23 protein-coding genes are annotated in these 26,273 nt (G+C 62.7%); 10 read left to right on the plus strand and 13 right to left on the minus strand.

Features of this window, described 5'->3' with window-relative positions; all coding sequences use genetic code 11:
* Window positions 1–77 precede the first annotated feature (77 nt).
* The 3 genes from EYW45_RS13685 (at window position 78) to EYW45_RS13695 (ending at window position 3,613) form a co-directional block, all read left to right on the plus strand.
* The gene (locus EYW45_RS13685; protein WP_161135943.1) at window positions 78–1,643 is read left to right on the plus strand and encodes an AMP-binding protein; all 1,566 of its coding nucleotides are present in this window, start codon (window positions 78–80) and stop codon (window positions 1,641–1,643) included.
* Window positions 1,644–1,726: 83 nt separating this feature from the next.
* Entirely contained in the window at window positions 1,727–2,722 is a 996-nt protein-coding gene (locus tag EYW45_RS13690) for a Bug family tripartite tricarboxylate transporter substrate binding protein (RefSeq protein ID WP_161135944.1), read from the plus strand.
* 123 nt (window positions 2,723–2,845) lie between these two features.
* Window positions 2,846–3,613 carry an enoyl-CoA hydratase/isomerase family protein gene (locus EYW45_RS13695; protein WP_161135945.1) on the plus strand — a complete coding sequence of 256 codons (768 nt, stop codon included), beginning with the start codon at window positions 2,846–2,848 and terminating at the stop codon, window positions 3,611–3,613.
* 198 nt (window positions 3,614–3,811) lie between these two features.
* Here the strand turns inward: EYW45_RS13695 and hglS are convergent, their stop codons facing one another.
* Window positions 3,812–5,233, minus strand: a complete 1,422-nt coding sequence (hglS, locus tag EYW45_RS13700; protein WP_161135946.1) for a 2-oxoadipate dioxygenase/decarboxylase HglS — start codon at window positions 5,231–5,233, stop codon at window positions 3,812–3,814.
* 211 nt (window positions 5,234–5,444) lie between these two features.
* A complete protein-coding gene (locus EYW45_RS13705) occupies window positions 5,445–6,359 on the minus strand; it encodes a LysR family transcriptional regulator (RefSeq protein ID WP_161135947.1) in 915 nt (304 codons plus the stop codon).
* Window positions 6,360–6,470: 111 nt separating this feature from the next.
* Here EYW45_RS13705 and amaB point away from each other — a divergent pair, with 111 nt between their 5' ends.
* Window positions 6,471–7,967 carry an L-piperidine-6-carboxylate dehydrogenase gene (amaB, locus tag EYW45_RS13710; RefSeq protein WP_161135948.1) on the plus strand — a complete coding sequence of 499 codons (1,497 nt, stop codon included), beginning with the start codon at window positions 6,471–6,473 and terminating at the stop codon, window positions 7,965–7,967.
* Between the two features lie 56 nt (window positions 7,968–8,023).
* On the opposite strand, the gene EYW45_RS13715 is transcribed toward amaB, so the two are convergent.
* From EYW45_RS13715 to EYW45_RS13725, 3 genes are all read right to left on the minus strand, one after another.
* Window positions 8,024–8,536, minus strand: coding sequence for a GAF domain-containing protein (locus EYW45_RS13715; protein ID WP_235939033.1), 513 nt, complete (start codon window positions 8,534–8,536; stop codon window positions 8,024–8,026).
* A gap of 7 nt (window positions 8,537–8,543) precedes the next feature.
* A complete protein-coding gene (locus EYW45_RS13720; RefSeq protein WP_161135949.1) occupies window positions 8,544–9,518 on the minus strand; it encodes a Bug family tripartite tricarboxylate transporter substrate binding protein in 975 nt (324 codons plus the stop codon).
* A gap of 279 nt (window positions 9,519–9,797) precedes the next feature.
* The gene (locus EYW45_RS13725; protein ID WP_161135950.1) at window positions 9,798–11,633 is read right to left on the minus strand and encodes a gamma-glutamyltransferase family protein; all 1,836 of its coding nucleotides are present in this window, start codon (window positions 11,631–11,633) and stop codon (window positions 9,798–9,800) included.
* A gap of 203 nt (window positions 11,634–11,836) precedes the next feature.
* On the opposite strand from EYW45_RS13725, the gene EYW45_RS13730 reads away from it, so the two are divergent.
* Entirely contained in the window at window positions 11,837–12,799 is a 963-nt protein-coding gene (locus tag EYW45_RS13730) for a LysR family transcriptional regulator (protein ID WP_161135951.1), read from the plus strand.
* Between the two features lie 101 nt (window positions 12,800–12,900).
* Here EYW45_RS13730 and EYW45_RS13735 read toward each other — a convergent pair whose 3' ends face one another.
* The 3 genes from EYW45_RS13735 to EYW45_RS13745 form a co-directional block, all read right to left on the minus strand.
* Complete coding sequence (locus EYW45_RS13735) at window positions 12,901–13,383, minus strand: YajQ family cyclic di-GMP-binding protein (protein ID WP_161135952.1); 483 nt, start codon at window positions 13,381–13,383, stop codon at window positions 12,901–12,903.
* A gap of 76 nt (window positions 13,384–13,459) precedes the next feature.
* A complete protein-coding gene (locus EYW45_RS13740; protein WP_161136257.1) occupies window positions 13,460–15,664 on the minus strand; it encodes an ATP-dependent DNA helicase in 2,205 nt (734 codons plus the stop codon).
* A gap of 111 nt (window positions 15,665–15,775) precedes the next feature.
* Window positions 15,776–16,483 (minus strand): glutathione S-transferase family protein, encoded by a 708-nt coding sequence (locus EYW45_RS13745; RefSeq protein WP_161135953.1) that lies wholly within the window; start codon window positions 16,481–16,483, stop codon window positions 15,776–15,778.
* A 287-nt stretch (window positions 16,484–16,770) separates the two neighbouring features.
* Between EYW45_RS13745 and EYW45_RS13750 the strand changes: the two genes are divergently transcribed.
* Complete coding sequence (locus EYW45_RS13750) at window positions 16,771–17,631, plus strand: hypothetical protein (protein WP_161135954.1); 861 nt, start codon at window positions 16,771–16,773, stop codon at window positions 17,629–17,631.
* A gap of 40 nt (window positions 17,632–17,671) precedes the next feature.
* Here EYW45_RS13750 and EYW45_RS13755 read toward each other — a convergent pair whose 3' ends face one another.
* Window positions 17,672–18,469 (minus strand): 2-keto-4-pentenoate hydratase, encoded by a 798-nt coding sequence (locus tag EYW45_RS13755; protein ID WP_161135955.1) that lies wholly within the window; start codon window positions 18,467–18,469, stop codon window positions 17,672–17,674.
* A gap of 318 nt (window positions 18,470–18,787) precedes the next feature.
* Between EYW45_RS13755 and EYW45_RS13760 the strand changes: the two genes are divergently transcribed.
* Entirely contained in the window at window positions 18,788–19,423 is a 636-nt protein-coding gene (locus tag EYW45_RS13760; protein ID WP_161135956.1) for a copper chaperone PCu(A)C, read from the plus strand.
* Window positions 19,424–19,450: 27 nt separating this feature from the next.
* On the opposite strand, the gene EYW45_RS13765 is transcribed toward EYW45_RS13760, so the two are convergent.
* The 4 genes from EYW45_RS13765 to EYW45_RS13780 all read right to left on the minus strand — a co-directional run bounded on the left by EYW45_RS13765 (window position 19,451) and on the right by EYW45_RS13780 (window position 22,424).
* On the minus strand, window positions 19,451–19,642 hold the full coding sequence (locus EYW45_RS13765) for a YqaE/Pmp3 family membrane protein (protein WP_161135957.1): 192 nt from the start codon (window positions 19,640–19,642) through the stop codon (window positions 19,451–19,453).
* Window positions 19,643–19,721: 79 nt separating this feature from the next.
* Window positions 19,722–21,077: a glutathione-disulfide reductase gene (gorA, locus tag EYW45_RS13770; RefSeq protein ID WP_161135958.1), complete on the minus strand. Its 1,356-nt coding sequence runs from the start codon at window positions 21,075–21,077 to the stop codon at window positions 19,722–19,724.
* 119 nt (window positions 21,078–21,196) lie between these two features.
* Window positions 21,197–21,634, minus strand: a complete 438-nt coding sequence (locus tag EYW45_RS13775; protein ID WP_161135959.1) for a DUF883 family protein — start codon at window positions 21,632–21,634, stop codon at window positions 21,197–21,199.
* Window positions 21,635–21,851: 217 nt separating this feature from the next.
* The gene (locus EYW45_RS13780; protein ID WP_161135960.1) at window positions 21,852–22,424 is read right to left on the minus strand and encodes a phage holin family protein; all 573 of its coding nucleotides are present in this window, start codon (window positions 22,422–22,424) and stop codon (window positions 21,852–21,854) included.
* Window positions 22,425–22,512: 88 nt separating this feature from the next.
* Here EYW45_RS13780 and EYW45_RS13785 point away from each other — a divergent pair, with 88 nt between their 5' ends.
* The 3 genes from EYW45_RS13785 to EYW45_RS13795 all read left to right on the plus strand — a co-directional run bounded on the left by EYW45_RS13785 (window position 22,513) and on the right by EYW45_RS13795 (window position 26,220).
* Complete coding sequence (locus EYW45_RS13785) at window positions 22,513–23,253, plus strand: phosphatase PAP2 family protein (protein ID WP_161135961.1); 741 nt, start codon at window positions 22,513–22,515, stop codon at window positions 23,251–23,253.
* A gap of 157 nt (window positions 23,254–23,410) precedes the next feature.
* The gene (locus EYW45_RS13790; RefSeq protein WP_235939034.1) at window positions 23,411–25,768 is read left to right on the plus strand and encodes a type VI secretion system Vgr family protein; all 2,358 of its coding nucleotides are present in this window, start codon (window positions 23,411–23,413) and stop codon (window positions 25,766–25,768) included.
* A 2-nt stretch (window positions 25,769–25,770) separates the two neighbouring features.
* Window positions 25,771–26,220 (plus strand): hypothetical protein, encoded by a 450-nt coding sequence (locus tag EYW45_RS13795; RefSeq protein ID WP_161135963.1) that lies wholly within the window; start codon window positions 25,771–25,773, stop codon window positions 26,218–26,220.
* Window positions 26,221–26,273 lie beyond the last annotated feature (53 nt).

Consider the following 26,273-nt stretch of genomic DNA (forward strand, 5'->3'; position numbering starts at 1 on the left):
ATTTAATTAGTCTTCTGTCTTTCGCACTGCCGTCGTGCCCTTCGGGTTGGATGGGCATGCGCTTACTTGCTTCCCTCATGACCGATTCTCAGCACGTCGACCTCCCGCCCCTCTCCAACGAAACCATTGCGGCCTTGCTGGTGCGGCGTGCGCGTGAGCAACCCGATCAGGTGTATTGCACATTCGGCGAGCACGCGACCACCTTTGCCGCGCTCGACGCGCGGGTCAACCAAATCGCCAACCTGCTGACCGCAAAGGGTCTGCGTCAAGGCGATCGTGTGGCGGTGATGCTGCCCGGTCATCCCGATCACCTGTTCGTCATCTTCGCGCTGGCCAAGCTCGGCCTGGTACGCGTGCCCGTCAACGTGCATCTGATCGGGGCGCCGCTGGCGCATGTGTTCGAGCAACTGCAGCCGCAGGCGTTGATCGCCGATGTGGCGTACGCCGGCGTCGTGCAGGTCCACGCGGACGCGTTGAAGACCGTGTTGTGGCGCGGCGTGGCAGGCCAGGGCCTGGACGCCTGCGTCGATCAACCGTTCACGGCGCCCGACGTCGTGGTGATGCCGGACGACATCATCGGCCTCACCCCAAGTTCCGGCACCACCGGCCTGCCCAAGGGCGTGCTGAAGTCGGACCGGCATCTGCGCGCCGGGCCGCAAGCCATTCTCCGCCTGACCGGCGCGGGGCCCGGCGATGTTTTTCTGTTCTGGGAAGCGTTGCATCACGGCGCGGGCGTGGCCGTGGCGATTGCGGCGCTGGTGGGCGGCTTCAGATTGGCCATGGTCGAGCGCTTCAGCGCATCGCGGTTCTGGGATGATGTGCGGCGCCTGGACGTCACGCATATTCATTACCTAGGCAGCGTATTGCCAATGCTGCTCAAGCAGCCCCCCAAGGACACCGATCGCGAGCACCGCGTGCGGATCGCCTGGGGCGGCGGTTGCCCCGCCGATATCTGGCACGCCTTCTCCGAGCGCTTTGGCGTCGCGATGCGCGAAGGCTACGGTCTGTCCGAGTTGATCACCTTCGTCACGCTCAATCCCGATGGCCCTGCAGGATCGATCGGCAAGCCCATTTCGTATTTCGATGTTCGTTTGACGAACGATGCAGGCGACGCCGTTCCGGTAGGCGATGCGGGCGAGATCACGATCCGCGCCACCGCACCCGGTCTGGGCTTTCTGGGGTACTACAAGCAGGCAGATGCCGAGGCGTCTTCCCGACGCGGCGAGTGGTTTTGCACCGGCGATCTGGCGACCCAGGATGGCGATGGCTTTCTGTTCTATGCCGGACGCAAGAAAGACATGCTGCGCCGTCGCGGCATCAATATTTCGGCATGGGAAGTCGAACGCATCATGAGCGAGCACGATGCGGTCGAAGAAACGGCGCTGATCGGCGTGCCCAGCGATCTGGGCGAGGATGAATTGAAGTTGTTCGTGCGCTTGCGCGAAGGCCGCCAGCTCGAACCTTTGGATCTGATCAAGTGGAGTGCCGAGCGGCTGCCTTATTTTCAGGTGCCGCGGTACGTATCGTTCATCGCCGAGTTTCCCAAAACGCCCACGCAACGCATTCAGAAAAAAGAACTGTCGCGCGAGGTGCGTGGCGTGTGGGACGTAGAGACCACGGGCTACCGCATCGGCAAGTCATAACGTCCAATCAACGCAACCGGATTTCGGTGCCGATGCGCATATCCACGCAGGGCCGCCGGAGCCATCGCAAGGGGAAGTATGTCATGAAGAAGTCTCCGCTGTTTCATCGCCTGCACTGCTTGACCCTGGCCGCGCTCGCCGGCGCGGCGTCTGTCGCGGCACCGGCCAGTGCGGCCTATCCCGAAAAGCCCATCAGCCTGGTCGTGGGCTTTACGCCTGGTGGCGGTGTGGATGTGGTTGGCCGCATCATTGCGCAGGGGATGGGCGAAAAGCTCAAGACCTCGGTCGTGGTCGAGAACAAACCCGGGTTTTCCGGAAACATCAGCGCCCAGTACGTCAAACGCGCCGCGCTGGATGGTTACACGCTCCTGATGGCGCCCACGACCTCGTACGCCATGACCGAGAAAATCCTCGGCAAGGAAACGGTGGGGTATGACCTGCTCGCCGATTTCATTCCGGTGTCGACGTTGGGCGAACTGCCGTTGATCTTGTTGGCCAACAAGCAACTGGGCATGAACAACTTTGCCGACATGAGCGCCAAGGCGCGGGCCAACCCCGGAAAATATGCCTACGGCTCGACGGGTAACGGTTCGACTGAACACATCGTGACCGAACTCTTTCGTCAGCAAGCCAAGGTTGACCTTCTGCATGTGCCCTATCGGGGCTCGAGCCCGGCCATGTCCGATCTGTTGGGGGGCGAGATCCAGTTGATGTTCACGACCTCGCCCACCGCCTTGGCCAATCTGCCCAGCGGACGTGTGACTGCCTTGGGCGTGGCGAGCCAGAAGCGGCTGACCGTGTTGCCGGACGTGCCGACCTTCGCCGAGCAGGGCTTGCCCGCCTTCAACGCGGTTGCGGTCTACAGCATCCTGGCGCCGAAGGGCACGCCCGACGAGGTGATCGTCCAACTCAATGCGGCGATCTCGGACGTACTGAAAACGCCGGCAATGAAAGAAAAACTGTCGCAGTTGGGAGTGGAAGTGGTGCAGACCACGCCGCAGCAATCGCGTCAGCGCCTGGAGGCCGAGGTCACCAAGTGGAGCACGGCGATCGACCAGACCAAGATCACCGTGCAATGACGGTGGCCACCGCCACGCCCCAGTGCGGGATGCCGTCACCCCGGGTGAGCGCATTTGTCGACGCACGTTAATCCCATTCGACCGGCCGCCGCGCCGGTCGCTGTTTTGCCTGAAGGAGGAATGATGTCTCACCCTGATCCCTTGACGGTGACGATTGCCGACGGCATCGCCCGCGTAACGTTCGACCGGCCTGAAGTGATGAACGCGTTCGACGCGGCGCAACGCCAGCGGTTCAAGGCCGCGCTGCTCGCGCTTGAAAGCGATGCGGCGGTGCGTGTGATCGTATTGACAGGTCGTGGACGCGCGTTCTGCGCCGGCCAGGATCAGAACGAAAGCGCCGCGATGGATGCGGCCGGCTCGGCGGCGCGGATCGACGATTACATGGATCTGTATGACGTGTTCCGGGGTTTGACCAAGCCGGTGATCGCATCGCTGAACGGCGTCGCAGCAGGAGCGGGACTGCAGATCGCCTTGATGTCGGATCTGCGTATCGGCTGCGAACACGCGCGCCTCGGCATGACCGAACTCAACGTGGGTTCGGCCGCGATCGTCGGCAGTGCGTTATTGCTGCCCATCATCGGTGAGGCGGCGATGAAGCGCCTGGTGTTGCTGGCCGAAATCCTGTCGGCCGATCAAGCGCTATCGATGGGGCTCTTGCATGAAGTGGTGCCGCACGCCGAGCTCGAAACGCGCGTGACGGTGGTGGCGCAGAAGCTGGCGCAGTGGTCGCCCATCTCGGTGGCCATCACGAAATCGTGGTGGAAGACGATGTCGGACGAGGCATTCGACAAATCGGCGCAGGCTGCACGGCACGGTCACGCACTGAATTTTGCGAGTGGCGCATACACAGAAGGCGCGCAACGATTCAAAGCAAGAAAGTTGGGCAGTTGAATCGGTCGCCGAAGCCGCTTCGTGGTGGCTTCGGCTAGGGCCGAGTGGACGCCTGGACGTTTAGACGCGTGGAAGCGTGGACGCGGCTTTCGCGGCTGAGGGCGCGCCGGTGCCGACGCACCCGTCGATCACGCTGAAGTCCGTCACCCCTGATCAAATCGCTCGTCCAGGCGTTCACACGACCCCGTCTTGAACCGCTCAGGCGGCGGCTTCGGCAGCGATGTTCTCGGACGCGATCGTCACGCCCAATGCTGCGGCGCAAGCGTCGACCGAACGGCGCTGCGTTTCGGCATACAACGCCAGTTCGTCCAGCACGGTATGGCCCAACGCGGCCTGGAAGCCGGCTTGATTGGCGCTGGTGGCGTAATCGCTCTGACCGTTCTCGCCCAGATTCGATTGAAAGATCCCGGCCGCGCTGACCGGCAGGAAATCTTCGTACACGAGGGGTTCGAACGCGACGCAGCCGGCGTCGATCAGGACGTCCAGCGTGACGGTGTCGCCCTTGAGCGCGGTGGGCACAGCCACATCGGTGGTGAAGTAACGGTAATAGCCGATGCCCTGCGCGCGCAGCGTGGCGTGATCGTCGGGGAACGCGGCGAAGTGCGCGCTCAGGTTGGCCATGTAGGCCTGTGCATTGGCGTCGGTAGTGGGGCCTTTCTGCGTGGCGCGGGCCGCGTTGAGCAAACGGTCATACAGCGCGCGGCCCTTGGGCGTGAGCGCCACACCACGTTGCTCGATCTCGCCGAAGCGGGCCGTGTGGCTGCCGGCATACACGGTGCCGTCGGCGGCCGTGAAGTTCACGGCTTCTTCCAGCGCCTTGAAGCTCGTCTGGCGCAACAGGATGGGACAGCTGCGCGGCGGCGGGCCTTCGATCACGGCCTTGGCGGCGATGCCGGCCAATGGCATGGCGACCTGGGCGGCGTCGATATCGAGCGTGCGCGGCGTGAGGTGATTGATGTGCGGACCCTTGAACGCCACCACATCGGCGAGCAGGCGATTTTCATCGTGCAGCTGTTTGTACAGCTCGGGCGACACCGTGGCGGTGTGGTGCCAACGGAAGGTTTCCAGCGCGTTCTGCACGAATTCATCCGCTTCGGCCTGGGTGAGACCGCCGGCGCTTTCGTGCAATGCGATCAGTTCGCGCACGCGCGGCGTGAAGATGTCACGCTTGGCCAGCGTCTCGGCCGCGACGGCGCGCAAGCTCACATCGCCGATCAGTTCGAGTCGCAGCAGCGACGTGAATACGCGAAAGGGGCTAACGCGCAGGCTATCTTCGTGGGTGGCGCGAAACGCGGTGGAATGCACCGGCACGCCGGCCGACGACAGGTCGTAATAACCCACGGCCACCATCCCCATCACACCGAAGAGGCGGCGGATGGTGGCGAGCTCATCGGCCGTGCCCACCCGAATGGCGCCGTGGCGCTCGGCATCCAGGCGGTCGATCTCGCCCGTACGCGTGAGCTGTTGTGCCAAGGCGTCGTCGGCGCTCAGCGTGTCGGCATTGACCTGACCGACCAGGTCGATCAAGTTGCCGTACAGCGGCACTTCGGCGCGATACATGTCAGACATGGCACGGGAAAATTGAGCGCGGATCAGATCGGGCGAAACGAAGGTGGACATGGCGTATGGCGAGTAAGGAACGGGTCCGCGGGCGGACTGGCGTTCTGGAGTGAATGAGTCGGCGGGAATGAAGTCGTGCTTATAAGTCGAGCGGCGTGATGCGAAGCGGATGAAGCGAATGCAATGACGTGCGGTCCGGCGATCGACATAAAGGCGCCGGGCACGGTATCAAAACGCGGATCGGGTTTGCACGCAAATGAAAAAATTCGCGTCAATCATTCCTTTTTTTCGTGTTCTCGCCTGCCGCCGCCTGCCGCACCCAATCGACGAAGCGTCGGATCTTCGGTACTTCGGCCGCGCGCTCGGCGTACGCCATGAAATAACGGCCTTCGCTGGCGGGCACGCGGGGCCACGGCGCCACCAGTTTTTTCTCGGCAATTTCTTCGCGCACCAGCACGTCCGGCACCAAGGCCACGCCGCAACCGGCCACCGCTGCATGAATGCACATGTAGAACGTATCGAAACGCGGGCCGTGATAACTGCGATGCGTATGCAGGTCCTGCTGCGAAAACCAGTCGTGCCAGGCTTCGGGGCGCGAGGCACACTGCAGCAGTGTGGGACCGTCCTGTGCATCGAGCCCGGGCGGCTTGCGCCGTCCCAGCAGCGCGGGCGCACAGACGGCCAGCAGGCTCTCGCCGAAGAGTTCGACGCACTCCGCACCGGGCCACGTGCCTTGTCCATAGAAAAAAGCGATGTCGGCGCGTCCATTGAGCAAGTCGAACGGTTCGAGTTCGTTGCGGATATCGAGGTGAATCTCGGGATGGTGCTGGCCGAACCCGCGCAGATGCGGGATCAGCCAACGCGAGCCGAACGTCGGCTGCGTGGCAATGGTCAATACCTCTGTTTGCCCGCCATACGACAGGATGTAGCGCGACGAGATATCGATCTGGGTGAGGATCTTGCGCACTTCGGCCTGATAAAGCTCGCCCGCCGGGGTGAGCTGCAGACGGCGGCGCACGCGCCGAAACAGCAGGTGCTGCAGTTGTTCTTCGAGATGCGCGACCTGCTTGCTGACGGCGCTTTGCGTCAGATGCAGCTCGTCGGCCGCACGTGTGAAGCTCAAATGACGGGCCACTGCCTCAAAGCACTGCAGGGCGGCCATGGAAGGCACGAGGCGTTTTGACATGGGGGTGCAAAGTTCATGAATTTAAGGAATGATAAACAGAATAATCGTTGCTTGTTGGGTGGCACCGATGGCGGGATACTGGGCGCCTCTCCCCAATCCAGGAAGCCCACCATGATTCAGAAGTTGTTGAGCACGCTCGGCGTGGATGCGGCGGCCGTGTCGGCCCCGGCCGGCTATGCCGTCCACTCGCCCATCGATGGCAGCCAACTGGCCACGGTCGCGCTCGAGCAGCCCGAAGCCGTTGCCGCGCGCATCGGCCGTGCGCAAACGGCTTTCGAAGCCTGGCGCAGCGTGCCCGCGCCGCGCCGCGGCGAACTGGTGCGTCTGCTGGGCGAAATCCTGCGCGCCAACAAGGCCGAACTGGGTGAACTGGTGTCGTGGGAAGCCGGCAAGATTCGTCAGGAAGGCCTGGGCGAAGTGCAGGAGATGATCGACATCTGCGACTTCGCCGTGGGCCTGTCGCGTCAGTTGTACGGCTTGACGATCGCCTCCGAGCGCCCCGGTCACCACATGCGCGAAACCTGGCACCCGCTGGGTGTGGTCGGTGTGATCAGCGCCTTCAACTTCCCCGTGGCCGTATGGTCCTGGAATACCGCGCTGGCGCTCGTGTGCGGCAATGCGGTCGTGTGGAAGCCGTCCGAGAAAACGCCGCTGACGGCGTTGGCCTGCCAGGCCTTGTTCGAGCAGGCAGTCGCCAAATTCGGCGCCGATGCGCCGGCGGATCTGTCGCAAGTCGTGATCGGCGATCGCGCCGCAGGCGAAGCCCTGGTCGACGACAAACGCGTGGCGTTGGTCAGCGCCACCGGCAGCACGCGCATGGGCCGCGAAGTGGGGCCCCGCGTGGCGGCGCGTTTCGGTCGCAGCATTCTCGAACTCGGCGGCAACAACGCCATGATTCTCGCGCCCAGCGCCGATCTCGATCTGGCCGTGCGGGGCATTCTCTTTTCGGCGGTGGGCACGGCAGGTCAGCGTTGCACCACGCTGCGCCGCGTGATTGTCCACACGTCGATCAAGGATGACGTGGTGTCGCGGTTGAAAGCGGCGTACGGCCGGGTGCGCATCGGCGATCCGCTCAAGGACAATCTGGTGGGACCGTTGATCGATCGCGCCAGCTTCGATGCCATGCAGGACGCGCTGCAGCGCGCACGTGCCGAAGGCGGCACAGTATTCGGCGGCGAACGTCAGTTGGCCGAGCAGTATCCGAATGCCTACTATGTGGCGCCTGCGATCGTCGAGATGCCATCGCAGACGGCCGTGGTCGAGCACGAAACGTTCGCGCCCATTCTGTATGTGATGACGTACGACGATTTCGCCGATGCGCTGCGTATGAACAATGACGTGCCGCAAGGCTTGTCGTCGTGCGTATTTACGCTGGACGTACGCGAGGCCGAGCTGTTCCAAAGTGCGGTCGGCAGCGACTGCGGCATCGCCAACGTCAATATCGGCACCAGCGGCGCGGAAATCGGCGGCGCGTTTGGTGGTGAGAAGGAGACGGGCGGCGGGCGTGAGTCGGGTTCGGATGCCTGGAAAGCGTACATGCGCCGCCAGACCAACACCATCAACTACTCGCGCGCCTTGCCCCTGGCGCAAGGCATCACGTTCGATTGACATATCGGCAGCAGAAGCCGGCGGGTGGGCGCGCGCTCGCGTCCGCCCACCGGCGTTTATGCTTGCGCGCTCAGCAACATGAACCCCGGTAACGCCATCAAGGCGGCCAGCCGGGCATGCGTGATGTGGACCGGCTTGAGCGTGGGATGGGTCATCAGCACGTTGAACGTGCCCACTACGGCGCCCGCCACGAGCACGGGCACGTTGATCACCGATTGCAGGCCCAGCGACGTAATGGCGGCATGATCGTCGAATGCCGCGCGAATGGCCGTCGTGCCTTCACCCACATACACGCGTTTGTCGATCAGGACATGCCGGCCCCAATCGGTGCCGAGCTTGTCCTTGGTGCCCCCGGCGGGGTACGCCTGAGGGTTCGAGCTGTACAACCGCGTGACGCCCATGCGTGCGGCGTCGAAGCGATTGACCGTGCACAAGGCATGTCCCAATCCTTCGGCTGCAAAATCATCCACGGCGGCGAAGAGGGCGAGGGCGTCGCCCGCCGCCACCGCGGCGCTTGCACGCGCCACGGGCGTATCGCGTTCGATCAAGCTGTCGTTACTGTTCAGCATCGCGGGCCTATTCGATTTTGATGCCAAGGTCGCGAATCAGCTTGTCGTACTTGGTCGCGTCGGCGTCCAGCGTGGCCGCAAATTCCTTGGGGCTGCTCTTGACCAGTTCGACGGCCATGTCGCCCATCTTCTTGATCACCTCAGGTTTGGCCAGCACCTTGTTGATCTCGGTGTTCAGGCGTTCGACCAGTGCGGGATCCATGCCTGCGGGGCCGAAGGCGCCGTACCACACGGCGAGTTCGTAGTCGGGCACCGTTTCGGCGACGGTCGGGATCTGGGGGAGCAGCGGCGACCGTTTGGTTTCCGTGACGCCCAGCAGCTTGAGCTTGCCTGCATTCACATGCGGCAGCGTTTGCGTACCGGCGCTGAACAGCAGTTGCGTGCGATCGGCAACGGTATCCAGCACCGCAGGCGCGCCGCCACGATAAGGAATGTGCAGCATCTCGATGCCCGTCGCTTTTTCGAACAGCACCGCGCTCAGATGGTTGGTCGAGCCGGCGCCGGCCGATGCATAGGCGACTTTGCCCGGATTCGCTTTGGCGTAGGCGATGAACTCGGCCACCGTGTTGGCGGGCACGGAAGGATTGATCACCATGGTGTTGGTGACCAGCGCAAGTTCGGCGATCGGCGTGAAGTCTTTCACGCCGTCGAACGGCATCGTCGAATAGAGCGCCTTGTTCATGGTGTGCGTGCTCATCGAGCCTACGAGCAGCGTGTAGCCATCGGGCTGCGCGCGGGCGACGTAGGCGGAGCCGATGTTGCCCGATGCGCCCGAACGATTTTCGACCACGAAGGTTTGCCCCATCGCCTGGGTGAGATGCTCCGAGAGCGTGCGGGCGAGAATGTCGGTCGACCCGCCCGCTGCCCACGGCACGATCAGCGTGACGGGCTTGTCGGGATAAGCGGCCTGCGCCGCGTGCGGGAGTGCAAGTGAAGCGGCGAGCGCCGCGCTATACGCCAGGCGTTTGATGGATGACAACATGATGATGATTCCCCGAGGAGTGATGCGGCTTGATGGCCGCTATTGGTAAAACGAAAGAAGGTTCGCGACAGACACAACAGCGCCTTACACCACAGCGCCTGAAACACAATCGATCGAGGCACAGTCGATCGAGACATAATGGCTGAGACCTAACGACTGCGACCTAACGACTGCGACCTAACGACTGCGACATAACGACTGCGACATAACGACTGCGACACAAGCAGCTGGAGGCAGGCGACTGCGCCATCAGCGACCGTTGCGTCGGCGCCTGATAGGTCAACGGCCTACGGCATAGCCTTGCATCCCGCGCGGGTTGGCGCCTGCCCGGAGCAGGCGACCGCCGCCCGCTACCGGCTCGCGCGTGCAGACACTGATGCGGCCTTCGGACCACGGCCCGCCGACCTTCACATCATGGCCCGCCGCCCGCAACGCATCCTGCGTCGCCAGCGGCATGCGCGATTCGACCGACAGCCGATTCAACACGGTCGTGCGCGGCCAGAACGATCCCGGTGCATGATCCACGTGCCACGACGGCGCATCGATCGCTTCCTGCAGATTCATGCCGCCGAGGGCATGCCGCAAGAAGAACGACACCGTCCATTGATCCTGCTGGTCGCCGCCCGGCGTGCCGAACGCCATGTAGGGCAGGCCGTCGCGCAGGGCCATGCCCGGCGACAGGGTCGTGCTGGGTCGTTTTCCCGGCTGCAACTGCCCCGGCACACCATCATCCAGCCACGTCATCTGCAAGCGCGTGGTGATCGAAAAGCCCAGCCCGGGCACGGCGGGGCTGGACGACAGCCAGCCGCCCGATGGCGTGGCCGCCACCATGTTGCCGTGCGCGTCGATCACATCGATATGGCACGTATCGCCCACGAACACCTCGCGCTTGACCCACTCGGCCGGAGGCAGCGGCGCGAACGTCGGTTCGCCCACGCCGAAACGCGTATCCGATGCAGCCAGCGTACGCACGGCCGCCTCCAGATCGGGCAAGCGCGGCGCGCGCCCGCCCGGCGATCCGGGGCGCATCACGGTGCTCGCCGCCTGTCCGATCAGCGCCGCCCGTTCGCGTGAGTACGCGTCCGAGAGCAGGTCGGTCAGGGGCACTTCTACGAAGTCGGGATCGCCGTACCAGGCCAGCCGATCTGAGAACGCCAGTTTGGTCGCTTCCACGATGCGGTGCACGAACGCCGGTGAGTCGGGCGCCAGGCGATCCAGTCCGGCGTGCTTGAGCAGATTGAGCTGCTGCAGGAATACCGGCCCTTGCGACCACGCGCCGCATTTGGCTACGGTGTAGCGCCCGAATTCGGTCGTGACGGGCGTGTCGTAGGTGGCGCGCCAATCGGCCATGTCTTCGCGGCGCAGAAGCCCGGTATGCCGCTCGCCGGTCGTATCGCGGATGGCCGCATGGCGATAGAAGTCATCGATCGCCTGCGAAACGAAACCGCTGTACCAAAGCGACAGCGCATGGTCGATACGACTTTCGCGCGTGCCACCGGCATTGTTGGTCTCTTCAGCGATGCGGGTGTAGGTGGCCGCGATCGCCGGGGTTCTGAACAGGCCGTCCAGCGTGGGCACGGTGCCATCGGGCATCCACACGTCAGCCGACGTTGTCCACTCGCTGCGAAACAGATCCTGCACTGCCGTGATGGCTTGCACCACGCGCGGGACCAGGGGAAAGCCGTCGCGCGCATAGGCGATCGCCGGGGCGAGCACGTCGGCCAGTTCCCATGTGCCATAGTCGCGCAGCATGGCGAGCCAGGCGCCGAATGCGCCAGGCACGGTGGCCGGCAGAAGACCGATCCCGGGAATTTGTTCGACGCCGAGGGCGCGAAATGCGGCGGGCGTGGCCAGCGCCGGCGCGCCGCCCTGACCGCAAATGGCGCGCATGCGCTGTTCGCGCTCGTCCCAGATGAGGATCGGCACTTCGCCGCCCGGACCGTTCAGGTGCGGCTCGACCACCTGCAGCGTGAATCCACCCGCCACGGCGGCGTCATAAGCATTGCCCCCGCGCTCCAGCACGCTCATCGCCACCTGCGAAGCGAGCCAATGGGTCGATGAGACGACACCGAAGGTGCCGCGCAGTTCAGGACGGGTAGTAAAGGAATCGGACACGGCAGAACTCAGCAAAGGGGCGGAACGCGCGATGGTGGCGCAACTGCGCAACACGTCCTAAGTGTAAGCAAGTGCGATAACGTCTGTGGTCTAATTTATGATTGTTCGATAACCATATGGTTATGCGTCTGAGCCCCGCCCATTCCGGTACGCCGATTGCATCACGAAGCGGAACATTTCATTTCCATCTGACTCCAACCTGAATGCCTTTAACTGCTTTCCAATCGCCCAATCGTTTGCTTGCGCGGCTCAAGCCGCGGCATCTCACCCTCATTACCCAACTCGCCGATCTGGGCTCTGTCACGCGCGTGGCGCGTGCGCTGGGCATCAGCCAACCGGCTGCGACCAAGGCGCTGGCTGAGGTCGAGGATATCTTCGAAGGCCCCCTGTTCTTGCGCAGTACCACCGGCATGTTGCCCACGCCGCTGGGCGAGCTGGCCATCACACGCGCGCATCACATGCTTCAGGACCTCGATCATTGGTCCAGCGATATGGCGTCATTGCGCAGTGGCCGCTCGGCGCACCTGCGCATCGGGGCAGTGCCGTATGTGTCGGGCGAGCTGCTCACGCAGGCGCTCGTGCGCATGCACGCGGACGACAACGTCACCATCACTCTGCATCGCGCCACGACCGATGTATTGATGAAAATGCTCGCCGGCCGGGAAATCGACTGTGTGATCGGCCGCGCGTCCGCCGTCGTTATGGCGGCCGACGTCGAACACGAGATACTGTTTACCCAGCGCGCCGCCATGATTGCTCATCCGCGTCTGGCGGCACGTCTTGGACGACGCGCGCTGGATTGGCACGCGCTCGCGCAGATGAACTGGATCCTGCCCTCGCCCACCACGCCGGTCGGCATCATGGTCACCGAGCTCTTCACGCGCGCATCGGCGCGACCGCCACTGCCGATGTTCGAAACGTATTCGGTGGACGTGATCGCCGGGGCGATACGCAACGACGAGTCGGTGTTGTCGATCGTGCCGGAAGATATCGCGCGCGACTTGCAGCGCACGGCCGGTGTGGGCATCGTGCCTTGGACCATGGACTGGGCCTTGCCGCCGATCAGCCTGATCAGGCGGGTACGCGACGCGCCGTTGCCGGCTGAAGATAAATTCGCGGTGTTGCTGCGGGAGCTCTGTGCGGCGATGCGAGCGCGCTCGGGGTAGCGCCCAAGCGGGCCAAGCGGAGGCCGTCGACCGGCGGCCACCTCCGCCTAGGCGCGGCTCAATCCGCTCAGTGGCGGCGGCTCAATTGCGAAAGCTGATGCTCAGTCGCGAAAGTTCTCGTATTGCAGCGGCAATTCCACATCGGTTTTGCGCAGCAGTGCGATCGCGTCTTGCAGGTCGTCGCGCTTCTTGCCGGTCACGCGGAGTTTGTCGCCGTTGATCTGCGTTTCGACCTTGAGCTTAGCTGCCTTGATGGCTGCAATCAGCTTCTTGGACTGCGCCTGTTCGATCCCTTGCTTGATCGTCACTTTCTGACGCGCACCACCCAGGTTGACGATGGGATCGGCGGCGTCGAGACAGCGCACATCGATTTTGCGAGCCGACAGGCGGCCACGCAAGATGTCCATCATCTGACCGAGCTGGAAGGCGCTCGGCGCAATCAGCGTCACCACGTACTCTTCCAGTTCGAACTTCGCATCCGTACCCTTGAAGTCGAAGCGCGTGGAAAGCTCGCGGTTGGCCTGATCGACCGCATTCGTGATTTCGTGTTTGTCCACTTCGGAGACGACGTCGAACGATGGCATGAGCACTCCAGTACAAGCAAATAAGAGGTAGGGCATCATTGTAGCGGGCCCTGTAGCCGCTGCATCGCGCTTGCGGCTACACGGTTTCGACGTCCCACCAGCTTGGCAACAGCGCGCGCACGTCGCGCCGCGCGAACCGGTCGTCGAGCAGATACACGACGCCGCGGTCGGCTTCATCGCGGATGACGCGGCCTGCTGCCTGCACGACCTTGCCCAGACCCGGAAACAGATAGGTGTAGTCGTAGCCCGCACCGAACTCGGTTTGCATGCGCGCTTCGATCTGGGCATTGACGTCGTTGACCTGCGGCATGCCCAGCGTGGCGATGAACGCGCCGATCAATCGATCGCCAGGTAGATCCACGCCTTCGCCGAAGGCACCGCCCAGAACGGCGAAGCCGATCCCGCGCTGGCCTGCCTCGAAGCGGGCCAGAAATTTCACGCGCGCTGCATCGTCCATACGCCGCGTCTGCAGCCAGACGGGCACGTGCGGATGACGCGTGGCGAAGGTGTCGGCCAGCTTGTCGAGGTAGTCATAGCTGCTGGTGAAGCTCAGGTAGTTGCCTGGACGCGCCTGAAACTGCGCCGCCATCAGATCCGCGATCGGCGCGAGCGATGCGCCGCGGTCACGATAGCGCGTGGACACCCGCCGGGTGAGCTTGACTTGCAACTGCTCGGCGGTGAACGGTGCTGCCACATCGATCGTGCGCGTGGCCTCCGGCAGACCGAGCGTATCGCGATAGTAGTGGCTGGGCGCAAGCGTGGCCGAGAACAGTGTGACGGTTTCGGCTGCCGCAAATCGGGGGGCGAGCTGCCTGGCTGGAATCAGATTGCGCAACGTCAACGTGGGGCGCACGGTATCGCCCGACTTCGATACTGCCGGCGCATTGTCGGCCGCCACGTCGAAGATGGTGTTGGGATCCTGCAGCTCGCTCATGCGAAAAAAATGCAGCAGATCGAAGTACAGGCGCAGCGTGTCGGGCGGGAAGCTGTCGGCCTGCTGATCCAGCGCTTCGCTGAAGGTGACGATCGCGCCCTTGATCGCATTGTGCAGATGCGCAGGCGAGTCGTCGCGCGCGAGATAGTTGCCGTTGGCCGGCGCGGCGGCGGCGGTCCATGCACGCGCCACATCGCCAATGGCGCGGCGGGCCACTTTCGGCGCCGCTGCGCGGGCATCGCGCAGCACCGCACCCTCGAGCGGCGCGCTGTACATGGCGCGCGCCCGGTCGACCAGGTTGTGGGCTTCGTCCACGAGCAATCCGACGCGCCACTCGTTCTGCAGCGTGAGCATATACAACGCCGCGCTGAAGTCGAAGTAATAGTTGTAGTCGCCGACGACGACATCGCTCCAGCGCGACAGCTCCTGCGCCAGGTAATACGGGCAGACGGCGTGCGCCAGGCCGATGCGGCGCAAGGCGTGACGATCCATCGTGCCGGCCTCGACGGCGGCCGTGCGCGCTGCGGGCAGGCGATCGTAAAACCCGCGGGCCAGCGGACACGCTTCGCCATGGCAGGCCTTATCCGGATGCTCGCACGCCTTCTCGCGCGCCGTGAGTTCAAGAATGCGCAGGCTGGGGCGTGGCGTGAGGTGGGTGAGCGCATCCAGCGCCAGCTGGCGGCCGGGCGATTTCGCCGTCAGAAAGAAAATGCGATCCAGGCCGTCTTCACCCATGCGCTTGAGCAGGGGAAACAACGTGCCGAGCGTTTTGCCGATCCCGGTCGGCGCCTGCGCAAGCAGGGCCGTGCCATCGCGTGCGGCACGATATACCGCGACCGAGAGTTCGCGTTGCCCGCGACGAAACGCGCCAAACGGAAACGCCATCGTTTTCAGATCGCGGCGGCGCGCCTCGGCATGCGCCAGTTCCTGCGCGGCCCACGTTTCGAACCGCGCACATTGCGCCTCGAAAAAAGCCTGCAGCGCGTCCGCGCTGTAGGTTTCCGCCAGCACGGTTTCGGTCTCTGCGCCGATATCCCAATACACCAGGGCGACGTTCAACTCGGTGAGTTCGCGGTCGCGACACAGCATCCACCCGTACAGTTTGGCTTGGGCCCAGTGCAGGTAGCGATGATTCTCGGGCTGACGGTTGAGGTCGCCCCGATGGGTTTTGATTTCTTCGAGCTGGTTGCGGACCGGATCGTACCCGTCGGCGCGGCCGCGCACGTCGACCGCACCATGGCTGGCCGACAGGAAGATCTCGGTTTCGTAGGTGTGCGCCCGGCGTTGCGCGACCTTGAGATGGCCAGCCAGGCCCTGTTGTGCGGTGGGCGAGGGCGTGAATCGCATGTCCAGATCGCCTTGCTTGGCGGTGAACTCGCACAATGCGCGAACGGCGACGGAATAACGCGGCGACACGGCGGGGCAGCCAGGCAACTAAACCGCCATGATACTGGTTATTTAACCAGTGGTGATTGCCTCGCGTGTGATGGCCTTGCGGGCCAGTCCGTCGTGCTGATCGAGCATGCGTTCGCGCCACGTCCAGAGCGGATCGTCGGGCGCGAGCAACTCGAAGGCGCTCACACACCGTGCCCACTGAAAGACGCCGAACGGAATGTAGTCGGCGTATAGCGGGTGGGCGCCGCCCATGAACGGCTGATGGCGCAGCACGGCGCGCATCGGGTCGAGCGACGCCCGAAACGCTTTCACGCCATCGTCACGACCGGCGATGACCTCATCGAGCGGCTTGCCGAACATTTTCTCGCGCGATGCGATGAAGTAGTCGCGATCGCGCTCGGCCAGATTGGGTACCACGTCGGCCACGATCAGGGCTGCAATGCCGCCCATGACGATGCGATCGCCCCAACTGTTCATGAACCGTGTGACGGCCTGGCCGCCGGGCCCCCCGAACAGCGACGGGCGGTCGGGGTAGGTGTCTTCCAGATAGGTCGCGATCGCCCATGAATCGGTGACCGTGTGCTCGCCGTCCATGAAGACGGGCACTTTGGACTGACCGGAAAACGCGATGGCGTCGCGATCGGTGAAGCGCCATGGAACGGTTTCGAAGGCCAGGCGCTTGTGCGCCAATGCCATCTTCACGCGCCAGCAATAAGGGCTGAAGCGCAGGCGTTCGTCGGCGCCGGCCAAGTCGTAAAGCAATCTGCCCATTCTGTATCTCCCGGTGCGCGTGCCGTTCGGGGTGCGGTACGCAATGGCTGCGTGCGGTGGCTGTTGTTATGGGTGTCACTGTACGACATCTGGCGTGCCATAGAAATATCGCCACCGCATGATCTGTCACACTCGGACACGCCATTTTATTTTTAAAACCTGCCCGGCGATTTTCGGGTGTTACCGTAACGCCCGATCAGGGTCGATCCTTTGCGATGTGTCTTGGCCCGGCCCTGCGTGGGGCGCGACCTGTGCCTCGTCGGCACCTGTTTTCAAAAGCAATTTCGATGGCAGATTATCCTCTTCTCACAGCGGGTTTCGACCTGGCCCAGTGCGTACGTTTGAACGCCGAGGGCGACCGATCCGGCTATTACCGATACCTCGAAGCCCACGGCTCGATCTACGCGCCGTTGGCGCGCGGCGTGGTCGAGCGCAACGACGAATCCGGCACGATCGCCATCGCGTACTGCACCGAGTACGCGCGCCGGCGCGGGAAGACGGTCACCGACGATACATTGCTTGAGATCAACAAGGGACTGATGCAGCTCGACTGCGAAGCACGCGGCGTCAGTTATCGCGCAACCGGCGTGCATCGCGAGTTGCCGATGGCGGTGATTCGCACGTATCACGCGCAGGTGTTTCGCAGCGTGCTCGGACTGGAACCGGAAACCTGGACGGCGGAAGTGCCGCTGCTGTGCGCCGGGGCGCGCGCCGATGAGGTGTGGCTGGGCATGTTGAAGGACAACTTCATTTCGTTGGCGATCAGCACATGCATGGATGTCATCGAGGTGCTGCCCAAGCGCTTGAAGCTCGACGCCTATATGTGCGCCATCGGCCCGGGACAGTTGATCCTGCCCAACATGTTCACTGCAGGGCACGGCATGTTCGGCAACGAAACGCGATTGGGCCGGCGGGCAGATTCGTTGGGGCAGTTGACGGCGATGCAGCGTCGCGCCGTCGATTATCTGGATATTCTCACGTGCTCGGGACCGATTCCGGTCTTGGCCATCGGCAAGGCCATCACTCGCCGCCTCGAAGAGATGGCGCGTTCATCGGTCGATGCGTTCGGTCGATCGGAGCTCATGCAATCTTCACGGCAGAATCTGGAATCGCAAGGGCGGAACCCCTACTCGTTCCTGCCGCCCTGAAGAAGGCGATTGAAGGGGCGATTGAGGGGGCGATCGCCGGCTATCGGGTAAAGGCGATCTTGAGAGCCCCGATGCCATAACGCGCCTCGATTTCCGCCTCTTCAGCCGCGACATCGTACGGTTTCGCGACGGCACCGCAGGTGATGATTTCGCCGCTGCGCAGGGTGATCCCATAATGGGCAGCATGCTCGAACAGATGTTCGAGCGCCTGACCGGTGCCGGGCAAATCGTCCCCGGTCACGCCCCGGGTCGACAACACGCCGTCGGTGTACACCTCGATGCGCTCGATGATCCCGGGCACGTCGCTCAAGCTCACTGCTTCGCCCAATACGAAGGCCTCGAAACCGACGTTGTCGCCGATAAAGCTGGGCCAGCCCACTGCCATGCGATCGACATAGCGCGACAGCACCAGTTCGAATGCGGGGTGTGCACTGCCGACGGCATCGAAAGGGTCCGCCGGCGCATCGCCCGGCGCGATGTCGCGGTTCAAGACGAAGGCGATTTCGAATTCGACCGTGACAGGCGCGCCGCGCGACAAGACGATGGGCTCGGCTGCGTCATGCATGCGCTGCGAGGTCAGGCGGCCGAACAGCGGGCGGGAAAGATTGAATTTACGCAGGGCGTTGGGATTGCCGACGCCGAGCTTCCAGCCGCACGGGGTCTCGCCCGTCTGCGCCAGCACGGTCGACTGCAACGCGTAGCCGGCGTCCAGATCGTTGGGACGAACCTCCTCAGGAAGTGCGACCCATTGATCGCCCGCACGCCAGCGTTGCGCCAGAACGGTTCCGGCGGGGCGGGGATCGTAGGAGGGTTCGCTGGGCGGGTGGTGGTCGGTCATGGCACGGATCTCGGGTCAAGGGCCCGGTTGCGGGCCGTCTGTGGGGTGTAGAAGAGCGGTCAGACGTCGATTCTAGATCACGCCCATCACATCACGCCCATCACATCACGCCCACCCGATCACGCACACCAGGCCACGCATACCCGATCTCGCCACCCGCGGCGCGCGATCAGGCGCGCCGTGGCGTCGAGCGAGTGGCAGGCGGTATGCCTCAAGCGACTCGGCAAGGCGTTCAAGACGTTCATATAATCCCGACAGCCGAGTCGCCCGCTGTGCTGGCGGCCCGTGGCAGTGGCGCACATTGCGCCGGGGATTTTCATGACTTCCTTGTTCCGGAACACGATTTTCACGTTTGTCATCGGCAGCCTGCCAATGGCCGTCATGGCGCATCACCTGCCGGAAGACGGGGCTGCGGCGAGTGCAACGTCCGCCACATCTACGGCGGCCACAGCGGCTTCGGGTCACGGTGCGCCGGCATCGATGCCCGCCGCTTCGTCAGCGGCGCACGCCGGACACGGTGCGATGCTTCAGTCGCCGGGCGATGCGACCGAGCGCGCGTTGGCGCAGGGGCGGGCCGAGCAGTTGAGCGTGCAGGGGTGCTGGATTCGCGCAATGCCCGCACAAGTGCCGTCGGCCGGCTATTTCACCGTCACCAACGCGGGACGTGCGGCGGCCAAGCTGACAGGCATCGTGGTGCCGGGCTATGGCATGGCCATGCTGCATCAAACGCAGAAAACCGGCGGCATGGCAAAGATGACGATGGCGCACGAGATCGACGTCCCGGCCAAGGGCAATCTCACGTTTGCGCCTGGCGGCTATCACGCCATGCTGGAGAAGCCCAGTGATCAGGCCAGGATCGGTGCGCTGCTGCCCGTTGCGTTTCAGTTCGCTTCGGGCGCGCAGGTCAATGCCTCGTGCAAAGTGCAGCCGGCCAGTGCACTCGGTCCCGACTGAGTCGTCGGGCCGCGAGCGCCAGGGCGATCAACGACCGCGAAAGGCCGTTTCGATCTTGCGGTCGGTTTTGTATTGATTGAGCGCGTACACCGCCCAGATGGCGGCTGGAATCCAGCCGATCAGCGTGATCTGCAGGATCAGGCAAATAATGCCGGATAAGGGTTTTCCGATCGTGAAGAAAACCGAGAAGGGAAGAAGCAACGCGAGCAGCAGGCGCATGAAAGCACTCTCTTGATAAAGGATGCGAATACTTTATCAATGCGCGACTGCTGCATCAGGCACAAAACATGTCGCTGCGTTACGAAACCGGCGTGCGCATCGTCACGAATTCTTCGGCCGAAGTGGGATGAATGCCGATCGTGGTGTCGAAGATATGCTTCGTGGCGCCGGCTTTCATGGCCACTGCAAAGCCTTGTACGACCTCGCCCGCATCCGGGCCCACCATGTGCAGACCCACCACGCGATCGGTCGCGCGATCGACCAGGAGTTTCATGAAGGTACGCTCGGTACTGCCGCTGAGCGTGTGTTTGAGCGGCTTGAAGTCGGTTTGGAACACCGCGATATCGCCGAATTCGGCACGCGCGTCAGCTTCCGAAAATCCCACGGTGCCGATGTTGGGATGAGTAAACACGGCAGTGGGAATGTAGGCATAGCTCATCTCCCGGCGGCCGTCGCCGAACAAGTGATCGACCAGCGTCATCGCTTCGCCCAGCGCCACCGGCGTGAGTTGGATACGAGCGGTGACATCCCCCAGCGCATGGACGGACGGCACTGACGTGTTGTAGCGGTCGTCGATCTCGATCGCCCCGTCGCGGCCTTGCTTGACGCCCAGTTTTTCCAGACCGAGCCCGCTCACATTCGGCACGCGGCCCGTGGCGTAGAGGATGCGATCGACGGTGAGCGTGGTGCCATCGTTCAACGTCACCTCAAGTTCGTCGCCCACTTTCTTGATGCACTTAACGCCGGCATTCAGTCGCAGATCCACACCCGTCTTGATCATCTCGGCCGCCACGAAATGGCGCACGTCGTCGTCAAAACCGCGCAAGATCTGCTCGCCGCGATACAGTTGCACGACATCCGCGCCCAGGCCGTTGAAGATCGAGGCGAACTCGCAGGCGATATAGCCGCCACCCACCACCAGCAGGCGCTTGGGGAAGGGCGAGAGGTCGAAGATTTCGTCGGACACGAGCACATGCTCGCGGCCGTCGATATCCGGCAAGCTGGGCTGGCCGCCGGTAGCGATCAAAATGTGGCGCGCCGTGTGACGCTGGCCGTCCACCTCCACGGTATGGTCGTCGATGAAGGTGGCCCAACCGCGCAGCAGGGTGACTTTCGCTTGCGTCAGCAGGTTTTCATAGATGCCGTTCAGCCGGGTGATCTCCCGGGCGCGGTTCGCCTTCAGGCGCTCCCAGTCGAAGCGGGGGGCGTCGATGTCCCAGCCGAAGCCACGAGCTTCCTCGAACGCCTCGGCGTAATGCGCTGCATAGCTGTAAAGCTTTTTGGGGATGCACCCAACGTTGACGCAGGTGCCGCCCAGCGCCTGGCCTTCGGCCAGCGCCACGCGCACACCACGCTGCGCGGCCATCCGGGCGGCGCGTACCCCGCCACTGCCGCCGCCGATCACAAAAAAGTCGAAATCGAATTGGTCTTGCATGATTCTTCAGTCTGATTGCTTAACCGCGTCATCCTACACCGGGAAGCCGTCATCACGCCGCCCAAAGAAAAACGCCCCTTCAGCAGGGGCGTCTGGTCGTACCGATCGAAGCTGCGCGATCAGTTGCGGCCGACGATCACGCCCAACAGGAACGCGGCGCCAGCCACCATGCCGAGGGCTTGCCAGGGGCGAACCTGAACGTACTCTTCAGCGGTGTCGATCGTCTCGCGAACGAAGTTGTTGGCCGATTCGGCAGCATCGCCCAGCGTATCGCGGGCGTCATCCAACTGCGTACGCAGTCGGGCGCGCAAGGCTTCGACGTCGCTGTCGTTGCCATCGCGCAATGAGGTTTCGAGGCTGTCGAGCAGATCGCGCAGGTTGTCGCCGGCGTCCTGCTTGAACTGACGGCCCGTGGCCTTCAAGTTGCGTCCGGTGCGACGTCCGGTGCGTTTCACTGCTTCGAAGTCCTGTTCGAAATCGCCTTCACCACTAGCCGTAATGACCATGTCTTGCTCCTTGCTTTGCTGCGCCTCGGATTGCCGTTCGGGACGGGCCATTAAAGCGGCCACTCGGTTGCGCAGAGAAACCGATGCGATGGTCCGAACGGGACCTTTCAATGCCTTCGGCCAGCCTACTGCAGATGCAAGCAGCAGCAAACCGGTCGTGGCCCAAAGTTCTATATTCTTGAATACGACGCCGGTGGGACGCCGGGCGGGTCCCTCCAACTGAGGAACGAATAACGCAACGCGCTCCAGCTCCATCTTTGCCAAAAGCTCATTCCTTCTCGTGAGCGCGGTCAGCGTGCCCATAGTTCCCCCTGATCGTTTCCATATCCATCTTGAGCTGTTCGCTGAGCGCCGACTGTGGTGCCGAATCGGGCGCTGCACGCTTGGCGATCACGAACGCAATGATGCTCAAAAGGCACCACACGCCGAAGATCACCCAGGCTGCCGTCACGCGATGATCGGTGCCCCAATACGACACGAGGATCGCCACCGACAAAAATGCCGCGGCGAAAATCGCGCAGAACACCATGGCAATATAAGCCGCAAGCGTCGTAATCAGCGCGGTCCGGTACAACGCGAACTCTAATGTAAAAAGCTCGATGTACTCCGCCACGCGATTTCCGGCAAACAGTGCAACCTGTTTCGCCCGGTTCAATCGTCTGAACACCATCTTGTATTGCCCTCCCGAATGAACCGCACCGGTCCTGCCTGTCGAATTCGTCAGCTCGCCGTCGATACGACTGCGCTGTGAGCGGATTTGTAAGCACATAGCATGCCCGCAATTTCGTGGTGATGTGGATGTGTTGACGGGCATTTGATGAATATTCGACGCCGCCGTCATTAGCCTGTCACATCGGCCGCTTCGCCGTTGGCGATAGATCTCGTCGGTTCGATTGCGGCTTGCCAGGCAGCCTGAGGGTTTTTCATCGATGAGCGCAGAACGTTATTTAAAGACACATGTTGTCGGCGTGACGGCATTGCTGGGCCTGCTGGCCTGGGCGATCGGTCGTTCCGGACTGGACCTGTTCATTGCCCGTCTGACGTACGACGATGCGGCCGGCGCCTTCGTCGGGCGACATTCGCATATTCTTGCTCTGCTTGCCGATCGCATCATGATCGCGCTGCCCCTTCTGATTGGCGTCTGTGCGGTGGCCATCATCGGAGCAGGCCTGCGCCGGCCCGATCTGAAACCCTTTCGTGGCGTATGTATTGCCGTGCTGGCGGTACTTGTGGCTGGACCGGTCGCCGCCATCCTGCTCAAGCATCTGACGGCCTTGCCCAGGCCGTATATGCTGCAATTGTTTGGTGGCGCTTTGCCATTGCCGACGCATTTTTTTGCGCTGACGGGTCAAGCGTCCGGCGGTGCACTGCCCAGTTCTCATGCAGCGGCCGGCTACGCATTGTTTGCGCTGTATTTCGCGGCGCGCGTGCTGGATCGGCCGGCGCTGATGCGGCTGGGCCTTGCCTTGGCAATTGCCTGGGGCGCGGGACTGAGCGTGTTGCGGATTGTCCAGGGCGCGCATTTTTTGAGTCAGACGGTGTGGTCGGCTGCGGTGGTCTGGCTCTTGGCAAGCTTGATCTTCCTGCCGCTGCTGAACGCCCGCAATCGCGGCGCGCTTGCCGAACTTGCTGTCATTCCCCCGTCAGCGCCCGCGTCGGGAATGCGTTGAGCCGTAATCAACTGTGTACGAATTGTAAAAAACAAAAGGATAGGTTGCTAACCGAACTCGGGTCAGAGGGGGTCAATAGAATTCGGCGCTCATTCACACTGGAATAGTGCGCCATCAATCGGTCAATCGATCAATGGGCGCCACTACGGAGCCCAGCATGGAACGCGTCGTTACGGCCCACACGCCGTTACCCCCGGATCAATTGATGTTTCGTGCCATGCATGGCAACGAAGCCCTCTCGCAGCTTTTCGAGTTTGAAGTGGAGTTGGTGTCGCGCTCGCACTCGCTCGATATGAAAGCATTGCTGGGCCAGCCGCTCACGTTGGAAGTCAAACGCGAATCTGCAGGGGCTGAAAACCGCTACCTCAGCGGGCAGATTACCCGTTGCGTGTTGGTGGGCAGTGAAGGCACGACCGATCTGTATTACCTCTACCGCGCCACGGTGCGCCCCTGGCTGTGGTATCTCACCCAAACGTCGGACAGCAAGATTTTCCAGAACAAGAGCGTGCCGGAAGTCATCAAGGACGTCTTGAGCGACTATGATTTTCCGCTCGATATCAAGTTGGCGGGGAACTATCGCAACTGGGAATATTGCGTGCAGTACCAGGAGACTGACTTCGGATTCATCAGCCGTCTGATGGAACACGAAGGGATTTATTACTGGTTCAAGCACGAGAACGGCAAACATACGCTGGTGCTGACCGATGACATGGCGCAGCATGAGGCGGCGCCCGCAACCGACTTGCTGACTTATTACGCGCCCGATCGTGCCGGGACGTTGCCGCAGGAAGAGTTCGTCTCGTCCTGGGAAATCGCCGAGCAGATTACGCCGGGCGGGTTTGCCACCGTCGATTACGATTTTCGCAAGCCCGGCGCCAGCCTCGATGCACGCCGCACCAACAAATCCGGGTTTGATAACAGCAAGCTCGAGGTGTACGAATGGCTGGGCGGCTACACCGATCCCGACCATGCCGATCATTACACCCGCGTGCGGCTGGAGGATCTGCAGAGCCGGCAGGAGCAGATCCGGGCCTCGACCAACGTGCGCGGCATTGCTCCCGGCTATCTTTTTACGCTGCGCAATCATCCCCGTAACGCAGAAAACCGCGAGTACCTGATCGTCAGTGCGAACTATCGCATTCGCGAGGGCGGTTACGCTAGCGGCAACGATAGCGGTTTCATGTTCGATGCCGATGTCGTGGTACTCCCGTCGAGCAATCCCTATCGTGCGCCTCGTTTGACGCCGCAGCCGCGCACCCACGGACCGCAAACGGCCCGTGTGGTGGGCAAAGCCGGACAGCAAATCTGGACCGACAGCTACGGCCGGATCAAAGTGCAATTTCACTGGGACCGTTACGGCGAGAAAAACGAAAACAGCTCATGCTGGGTGCGGGTATCCAGCCCGTGGGCAGGTGGCGGTTTTGGCGGCATCCAGTTGCCGCGCGTCAATGACGAGGTCATCGTCGATTTCATCGGCGGTCAACCCGATCGTCCTATCGTCATCGGCCGCGTCTACAACGCGTCCAATATGCCGCCGTGGGATCTGCCCGGCAACGCCACGCAGAGCGGCTTCCTCAGCCGCTCGCAGGATGGCACGCCGGGCACGGCCAACGCGTTCATGTTCGAAGATAAGCCGGGCAGCGAAGAAATCTGGATGCACGCCGAGCGCAATATGCGCACCGAAGTGGAAGCCGACGAGCTGCACAAGGTCGATCGCAACCGCAGCCATATCGTGGGTGGTTTCGAGACCAATGCGGTCACCGGCACGCGTACCACGGTGATCACCGGTGCCGAGAGTGCGACCTATCAGTCCGGCGAGACGCGCACGATCAGCCAGGGCGCGACCGAAGAGATCACGGGTGGCCAGACGCGCACCGTCACCGGTCCGGTGGGCGTGACGATTACCGGCGACGTCACGCGCGAGACTACCGGTAATCTCACCCGTACGCTGAAGGGCGACACGACCGACACCATCACGGGCGCCATCGATCGCACGCATACCGGCGCGACGCTGAATCATACGGTTGGCGCGACGACCAGCACCGTCGAGGGCGACATCACCAAGACCATCACCGGAGCGGTGTCGCGCACCATTACGGGTGATGTCAGCGATACCATTACGGGTGCGACGACGGATACGATCGATGGCGTTTATGCGCAAACGGTCACACAGGACCTGTCGATGCACTCCGACACCAAGATTATGATGTCCGCGCCTGAGATCGTGGTGTCCACGCCGAAGTTCACGCAGGTGGATCCGACGAAGAAAGAGACGTTTGCACAGACCGTCGTCGATACGTTGATCGACTGGACGCAGTTTTCTGCGGTCAAGCGTTCGACGTCGATTGCCAACGTTTCGGCAACGGCCATCAAGGGCGGTGTCACAGGCGTCAATTTCGATTACACGGGAATGCAGATGAAGAACGTCCCAAATGACTTTCGTACGACGATGCTGTCGCTGACCTTGGCGACTGCGATTCGAATTTCAGTGGCCACGGCCCACCTGAAAACCTGACCATGAAAACTGTACTTGCATGGGTGGTCATTTCGCTGGCCTGGGTGTACGTGGGACATTTCGTGCTCGGTCTTTCCGCCAATGTGGGCGGCAGTATCCTCGCAGTGGCGCTGTTGCTCTTCATGGCCTACAAATTCATGGCGCCGGTTCTCAAGGATGCGGGGCAAGCCGGTGCGTTGCAGCAGCATGGCGTGCAGGCGACCGCCAAGATTCTTTCCGTCGAACAGACCGGCATCTGGATGAACGAGAATCCGCAGGTGGAGCTGACGGTGAGCGTGCAGCCAATCGATGGCACGCCGTATACGGCGAAGATTCGCGATGTGATCAAGATTGTCGAGTTGCCGCGCTATCAGCCCGGACAACAGATCGGTGTGCGCGTGCATCCGCAGCAGCGCGACAAGGTCTCGCTCGATCGTGTCGTGTTTGGCGCGCCCGCGAGCGGACAACCCTAACCGACACCAGAGCGAAGCCTCGTGCTTCGCTCGCTGCACGAGCACGGCGCACC

This window comes from Schauerella aestuarii (assembly GCF_009866805.1).
GTDB lineage: Bacteria > Pseudomonadota > Gammaproteobacteria > Burkholderiales > Burkholderiaceae_B > Schauerella > Schauerella aestuarii.